We start from the raw sequence: 7,237 nt of genomic DNA on the forward strand, positions 1-7,237 counted from the left end.
AACCACAGTTTGCCCATGCCGGGCCTGCCCCGGGCCTACGCCGAACCCCGGCCGGTGGCGTGCCGGTCGGGAGGCCGAAGGACCCGCCGGGTCCGGGGAAGCGTCCTCCGGCGCCGGTCCGGACGGGTGACGGCGGCCGGTAGATGGCTCGCCCCATGTCACATACACGCACTCCGGTACCGGGCGATTCGAACCCTACGTCAACTGACGGTGGACCGGAATTCCCGGAAGGGTGACCCGGATGCGGCAGCCCCGGGTGGATTCGGCCACGCCGATCCGCCCGCCGTGCAGATCGACCGCCCAGCGGGCGATGGCGAGCCCGAGCCCCGTACCGCCGTCGCTGCCCTTGCCGTGCGGCGCCGCCACCTGACCCCGGTTGAACCGTTCGAAGACCCGGTGCCGCTCCTGCTCCGGAATGCCCGGCCCCTCGTCGACGATCTCCAGCTCCAGCGACTCCGGGTGCGGCCCGCGCCGGGCCAGGACCGTGACCCGGCCGTGCGGCGGCGAGTGCCGGACCGCGTTGTCGATCAGATTCGCCACCACCTGGTGCAGCCGCTCGGTGTCCGCGTACGCCGTCAGCTCCGGCGGCGAGACATCGAGGTGGAGATGGACATCGGTCCTGGTGGGCCGCCCGGACCCGGAGGCCAGCATGCGGGGCCCGCCCGCCAGATTCGCCTCCTTCAGCACCCCCGACAGATACGGCCACACCTCGAACCGGTGCGCCCGCAGCGGTACGACCCCGTTGTCGAGCCGGGACAGATCCAGCAGCGTCTCCACCAGCCGGCCCAGCCGCTCGGTCTGGGTCAGCGCCGTCCGCATGGTCTCCGGATCGGCCGCCGACACCCCGTCCACCACGTTCTCCAGCACCGCGCGCAGCGCCGCGATCGGGGTCCGCAGCTCGTGCGAGACATTGGCCACCAGCTCCTTGCGGTGCCGGTCCTCCGCCTCCAGATCGTCCGCCATCCGGTTGATCGTGCAGGCCAGGTCGCCCAGCTCGTCCCGGCGGTCGGCACCCCGGACCCGGCGGGTGTAATCGCCGTGCGATATCCCCTTCGCCACCCGGGTCATCTCGTCCAGCGGCGCGGTCAGCCCATGGGCGAAGAACTGGGTGATCAACAGGGTCGCGATGATCGAGAAGACGGTGATGAACCGCAGCTCGGTGGAGGTCTTCAGGGCGACCAGCAACAGCCCCGTGGTGATGAAGACCGAGACCACGACGAGCGAGCCCAGCTTGGTCTTGATCGAGATGGGGACCGCACGGCGGCGGACCGCGCGCTGCTCCGGGGTGCCGGGGCGGCGCGCGGACCCGGGGCCCGCACCGGAGCCGGGCCCTGCCGTGGGTACGGCTCCGGCCCCGGCACCCGTGCCCGGCCCCGCGCCTCTCCCGGTGCCACGCCTCATGGCGCGGGCGTCTCCAGCGCGTAGCCGACGCCGTGAACCGTACGGATCCGCTCCGCGCCGATCTTCCGGCGCAGCGCCTTGATGTGACTGTCCACGGTCCGCGTCCCCGACGCGTCCGCCCAGTCCCACACCTCCGCCAGCAACTGCTCCCGGGAGAGCACCGCCCTCGGGGTGTTGGCCAGACAGACCAGCAGATCGAACTCGGTCGGCGTCAGATGGACGTCCTCGCCCCTGACCCGGACCCGCCGCTGGGCGTGGTCGATCTCCAGCTCGCCCAGCCGCAGGATCCCGCTCCGGGGAGTGACCGCCGCCAGCGCCGCCCGCTCCACCCGGCGCAGCAGGACATGCACCCGGGCCGCCAGCTCGCGCATCGAGAACGGCTTGGTCATGTAGTCGTCGGCGCCGACGCCCAGACCGACCAGCATGTCGGTCTCGTCGTCACGGGCCGTGAGCATCAGCACGGGTACCGGTCGCTGCGCCTGCACCCGGCGGCACACCTCCAGCCCGTCGAAGCCGGGCAGCATCACGTCCAGGACCATCAGATCCGGCTGCCAGGCATCGGCCGCGTCGACCGCCGCCGGGCCGTCCGCCGCCGTCTGGACCAGGAAGCCCTCGGCCCTGAGCCGGGCGGCGATGGCGTCCACGATCGTCGAGTCGTCCTCGACGACCAGCACCCGCCGCTGCGCGCCCGGTGTGGCCGCGACGCCGTTCTGGGTGGTGGTCTGTGTCTGTTCCATCGCCCGCCCCTGTAAGCGCTCTCGGGAGATTCACGCTTCGTTGTCGATCGGTGTTGTTGGTTCAGCAGACTAAAGGCTGTTTCGGCGTCCCGGCTACGCAGGGCTAACGGCGAGGTGAACCACGTCCGGTACGCCCCGGGCAACCCGGATCTCTTCGGTTCTTACCCCGTTGAACCCGGCATTCCGCAAGGCCGCCTCAAAGGCCGCGGAGGGCTGCGCCGACCAGACCGCGAGCACCCCGCCGGGGGTCAACCGGGCCCGGCAGAGGGCGAGTCCGGCGGGGGTGTAGAGGCTGGAGTTGTCATCGGTGACAGTCCAGTCGGGACCGTTGTCGATATCCAGACACAAGGCGTCATAACGGTCGGTGGTATCGCGGAGATGGGCCAGCAGATCCCTGCGGAGGATCACGCTCCGGGGGTCGGCGAGCGCCGGGCCCGAGATGGTTCCGAGCGGTCCGGCCAGATGCCAGTCGACGATCGCCGCCTCCCGTTCGACCACGGCGATCCGCCCCCAGCGGACATCGGCCGCGGCATGGGCGAGAGAGAAACCGACGCCCAGGCCACCGATCAGCAGGCCGGGTCGCTTTTCGGACATTCTCACCGGCTCGTGGCGCGACCCGGCGGCCAGAGTTTCGAACGCCGCGTCGATCAGCCGCCGCTCGGAGCGGCCGTCCGAAGTGTCCATCAGGAAGCAGCCGTTGGCGATGATCTCGTGGTGATCCCCCCGTCGCCGCAGGACGACTTCGCCGTACGGGCCGTCGCGGCGGTCCAATGTGACGGGTGCGGACATACGGCCTCCGGTGCGACCAGGCTGACGGACCGGGCCATGGTCACCCGCGCGCCCCACCTGTACGAACGAATCCAGCCAGACGCCTCCCGCTGTGGGGTTCCTGGTCCCCGGGCCCCGGAGTGGGGGTTGCCTGTGCCAGACGGGTTGCTCGCGCCTCGCGCCTCGGGCGCCGGGTGTGGGGTTCCCCGCCTCGGCACAGGCAACCCCGGCACCAGGCGCCTGAGAAGCCAAGCACCCCACAGCGGGAGGCGTCCGTCAGGCGGCGCCCTTTCGGGAGCCCCGTAGGGCCCATGTCGTGGTTCCCGCCGCGAACAGCGTCACCGCCGTCGCCCATGCCCCGGGCTCCCAGCCGGGCCGGCTCAGCCAGCCCCATATCCCGGGCGGCTGCGGGACGAAGAACGTGACGGCCGAGTAGAGAGCCATCGGCAGCCAGCTCGCTCCGGCGCCCGCGAGGGCCGCCGTCAGCAGGGTGACGCCGACGGCGCCGAGGAGATTGCGGATCGCCGCGGGGGAGCCGTAGGACTCGGGGTTGCCGGTGACGGCCATGGCGAAGCCCGCGGCGGCGGCTCCGGTCATCCCGGCGATGTGCAGCAGCCGGGGCCGCCACCAGGGCCGGGCCGCTGTGCGGTCCAGTTCGGCGCTGTGGGTGTGGAGGCCCGTCGCGATGGCCGCGGCGACGGCCAGCGGCGCCAGCGTGATCAGCGGCAGCCGGGCGGTCGGGTCCTTGAATCCGTTCTCCCACACGAGGCGGGGCGCCATCCACGCGGTGATCAGCAGGACGACCGTGACCAGGGCGAGTGTGCCGGGCAGCCCGCGCGAGCGGCCGTACAGCACGAGGGGTGAGAGCGCCCGTCGCCGTACGGGTACTTGTGCGGCCCCGGGCTCCCGTGAAGGGTCGGGTACGCGACGGGGGCGGCGGGTCGTCATGGCGCGGGCACCTTTCCGGGTCCGGTGCACGCGTCGACCGCGAACCGCCGGGCCAGGTAGTCGCGGGCGTCGGCGGGTGACTTGGCTTCCAGCCGGGTGAGGTGGGCCCGGGACGCGGGTGTTGCCCAGGGCCACCGTTCCGGGTCCGGGGTCAGCCACTGGGCTATCGCGAAGTCGATGTCCGCCGCGTGCGCCCACTCGGCCCGGGTGGCTTTGAAGAGCCTGGTGTCGCAGCTCCCCAGCATGCCGTCCACGGCCCACCGGGCGTACGCCTCCGGGTTCGTCAGCCGCCCCCTGAGTACGTCCATCGACGGGTTGGGGAGCTGGGCCTCACCCTTCTTCAGCCGGGAGTCGGCGATGTCGACCCAGCGGACCGGTGCGCCCGGCACTCCCCGCAGCGTGTCGTGTACCTCGCCCAAGGCGGCCCGGATCTGTTTCCGCAGTCCGCCGTTGCGCGCCTCCATACAAATCTGCGGCGAGCCGTCGTCGCAGATCAGCCGGGTCGTGGCCGGGTCCGTGCGCCATACTCCGTCCCCGGTTTGGACCAGTACCGTCGCACCGAGGACGGCGGCGGTGAGCGGGACGATGACGACGGCCCGGCGCCGGGCCGCGTACAGGAGCAGTACGGTCGCGGCGAGCCCGCCGGTCCACAGCACGGACACGGGGGCGTACCACCAGACCGGCTTCAGTCCGTCGAACGGGCTCTGGTCCGCCGGGTTGAGCCAGGACATTCCCTGCTGGATCGCACCGGTGTCGCCCTGGTACGACACCAGGAAGAGCCAGCAGCCGACGCCGAGCAGCGGTGGGGCGGCCCGCCACGGGACGAGTCTGCCGACGACGAACCCGATCACGCCGAGGGCGGCGACCGCGACGGAGTCGGCGACGGCGACGGCGACGTACGGGCCACCGGCGCTCGCGTAGGGGGCCGTCGCCAGGATCACCGCCAGGAACCCGGCGAAATGGGCCACGATCGGCCACAGCACCACGGGCGCGACCGCGACCAGGGTCTGCCGTACCCGGCCCCGGGCCGCCGACGCCCGGAGGTCGAGTGTCTTGCGGCGCCGTTCCCGGCCGCCCTGCCAGCAGCCCGCGGCGATGGTGACGGAGCCGCCGAAGAGCACCGTTCCCGACCGCAGCAGCTCGGCCCCCTCCGACCACTGGGTCTGCCAGTCGGTGAACGGGTCGGCCTTCTCGTACAGCACGGTCCCGATGACGAGTGCGACGGCCGCGCCCGCCCACGGTCCGATCCCGCGCAGCAGTTCGGCGCGGAGGGGGTGGACCCGCCGGAGCCGGGGTCCCGGGCGGCCGGGGTCCTTCGGAGGTTCGGCGCGCGGCGGCGCCTGGGTGTCCGCAGTCGTCATGGGGTTCCGCTCCGGATGAGGTCGGGGTCGAGTCGCGGGTGAGGGGGTACGGGCGGCATGGCCCGGCGGTCGGGCGTGGTCCCGGACCGGGGCCGGGCGCCGGGGCCGACGGCCGGGCCGTACGGACCGGCCGAGGCGTACGAGGCGTACGGGACGTACGAGACGGGTGGATCGGGCCGGTCGAGCGGGGCGCGGACGCCGGGGCGGGTGGTCGGGTGTCACCGGGGCGCGCTCAGCGCCGCGCGATGGGCGCGCAGGGCCGCCGTATAGCCGCGTTCGATGGCGTTGCCCTCCTCCCCGGGGGCGTCCCGGCCGAGTGCCGTCAGCTCGTCCGGCGTACCCCGGTAGGCGACCCGGCCCGACTCGACGACGGTGACCCGGCCGCAGGCGGCGGCCACGTCCTCCACCAGATGGGTGGAGACGATCACCGTGGAGGTCCGGCCCAGCTCCCGCAGCAGCGCCCGGAACTCGACCCGCTGCTCGGGGTCGAGACCGGCCGTCGGCTCGTCGAAGAGCAGCAGCTCGGGCTCGTTGACGACGGCCTGGGCGATGCCCACCCGGCGCACCATCCCGCCGGAGAGGGTCTTCAGCCGGGAGTCGATCCGGTCCGCGAGGCCGACGCGCTCCACCGCGTACTCCACCGCGTCGGGCACCCGCTCGGCGGGCATCTCCTTCAGCCAGGCCACGTACGCCACGAACTCGCGGACCGTGAAGCCGGGGTAGTAGCCGAACTCCTGCGGCAGATAGCCGAGCCGCCGCCGTACCGCCGTACGGTCGCGGCGGACCGAGATGTCCCGGCCCAGCAGCGCCACCCGGCCGTCGGCGGGGGCGGCGACCGTGGCCAGGACCCGGATCAGGGACGTCTTGCCCGCGCCGTTCGGGCCCAGCAGGCCGTGGACACCGGTATCGAAGTCCAGGTCGACGGCGCGCAGGGCGACCGTACGGCGATGGCGCACGGTCAGGGCCTCGACCTCGGCGCCGGGATGGTTGCTCACACTCTCTCCAGATGGTCGAAGGACGAACGGCGCAGTACCAGCAGCCCGGCGCAGAGGACGGCCGCGGCGGCCCAGCCGCCTTGTGCGGCGGCGCTCACCAGTGGCGCGAGCCGGTCGTCGAGCGGTCGGGCCTCGGTACCGGCCACGGGCAGCAGAACGGCGGTCAGCCAGCCGCCCGCCAGTACGGCGGCGGCGACCGGCAGCCCTGTCCAGCTGCCGAGGACGAGGGAGCCGAGGGTCAGCGCCAGACCGGGCAGCAGCCAGGCCGCCGCGCCGGGGGCGCCCCCGTCGGCGGGCAGCAGGGCGCCCGTGGCCGTCAGCAGCGTCACGCTCACCGCGAGTACGACGGCGGTCCGGGTCAGCAGCAGCCGCAGCCCCCCGGAGGGCGTCGCGGCGGCGATCTCGTACAGGGGGTCGGTGTACCGGCCGTACGACAGGGCGACCCCGGCGGGCGGCAGTACGGGCGCGAGCGCGAGCAGCAGGGGCCGGGCGGCGTCGAACCCGGTCACGTAGGAGAGCGTGAAGGCGGTCGCGATCACGGCGAGCAGCGCCCCGAACCACCCCTTTCCCACGGCGGGCCCGAACCCCCGTGCGAGCTGCCACCGCCACCGCCCGCCGCGCCGCCCCCCGACGGCACGGCGGCCGGCCGCCCCTTCGCCGGAGCCCGGCCGGTGGGCCGTGGCGCCGGGGTCCGCGACGGCCCCGGGGGGCCGCAGGCCCGGCACTCCGGGGCGTGCCCCTGCCCCGGCCGCCCGGCCGGCGGTGGCCGGAGGTCCGGGCACCGCCGCTGCCGCCCGGTCGGTGGCCTCGGCGGGGCGTACCTCTGCCGCGCGGTCGGCCATGGCCGCCGTACGAATGTCCGCGCCGGGCCCGTGGACCGGTCCGCCCGGCTCTTCGGGACGGAGCCCGGCGACGTCGGTGTCGGTGGGCCGGACGGCCGGGGTGCCGGAGCGTGACAACGCCCCGACAGACCGGTTAGGGCCGGTCCATCGGGGCTCCGCCGAATCAGCTTTCGAGGAGCTGAACC

Annotated in this window: 7 protein-coding genes; all 7 read right to left on the reverse strand. The window is 73.7% G+C overall.

What is annotated here, in order from left to right; translation table 11 throughout:
• Window positions 1-195: 195 nt before the first annotated feature.
• The 7 genes from ABZ714_RS31620 to ABZ714_RS31650 all read right to left on the reverse strand — a co-directional run bounded on the left by ABZ714_RS31620 (window position 196) and on the right by ABZ714_RS31650 (window position 6,782).
• Entirely contained in the window at window positions 196-1,401 is a 1,206-nt protein-coding gene (locus ABZ714_RS31620; protein ID WP_358828790.1) for an ATP-binding protein, read from the reverse strand.
• A complete protein-coding gene (locus ABZ714_RS31625) occupies window positions 1,398-2,138 on the reverse strand; it encodes a response regulator transcription factor (protein WP_358828791.1) in 741 nt (246 codons plus the stop codon). The genes ABZ714_RS31620 and ABZ714_RS31625 overlap by 4 nt, the downstream gene beginning before the upstream one ends.
• 93 nt (window positions 2,139-2,231) lie before the next feature.
• Window positions 2,232-2,927, reverse strand: a complete 696-nt coding sequence (locus tag ABZ714_RS31630) for a spermidine synthase (protein WP_358828792.1) — start codon at window positions 2,925-2,927, stop codon at window positions 2,232-2,234.
• A 255-nt stretch (window positions 2,928-3,182) separates the two neighbouring features.
• On the reverse strand, window positions 3,183-3,854 hold the full coding sequence (locus tag ABZ714_RS31635; RefSeq protein ID WP_358828793.1) for a hypothetical protein: 672 nt from the start codon (window positions 3,852-3,854) through the stop codon (window positions 3,183-3,185).
• Window positions 3,851-5,215, reverse strand: coding sequence for a hypothetical protein (locus tag ABZ714_RS31640; protein WP_358828794.1), 1,365 nt, complete (start codon window positions 5,213-5,215; stop codon window positions 3,851-3,853). The genes ABZ714_RS31635 and ABZ714_RS31640 overlap by 4 nt, the downstream gene beginning before the upstream one ends.
• Window positions 5,216-5,433: 218 nt before the next feature.
• Entirely contained in the window at window positions 5,434-6,210 is a 777-nt protein-coding gene (locus tag ABZ714_RS31645) for an ATP-binding cassette domain-containing protein (protein WP_358828795.1), read from the reverse strand.
• Window positions 6,207-6,782: a hypothetical protein gene (locus ABZ714_RS31650; protein ID WP_358828796.1), complete on the reverse strand. Its 576-nt coding sequence runs from the start codon at window positions 6,780-6,782 to the stop codon at window positions 6,207-6,209. Before ABZ714_RS31650 ends, ABZ714_RS31645 begins: the two co-directional genes overlap by 4 nt.
• Window positions 6,783-7,237: the final 455 nt, after the last annotated feature.

It is taken from the genome of Streptomyces sp. NPDC006798, from assembly GCF_040635975.1.
In the GTDB taxonomy this organism is placed as follows: Bacteria; Actinomycetota; Actinomycetes; order Streptomycetales; family Streptomycetaceae; genus Streptomyces.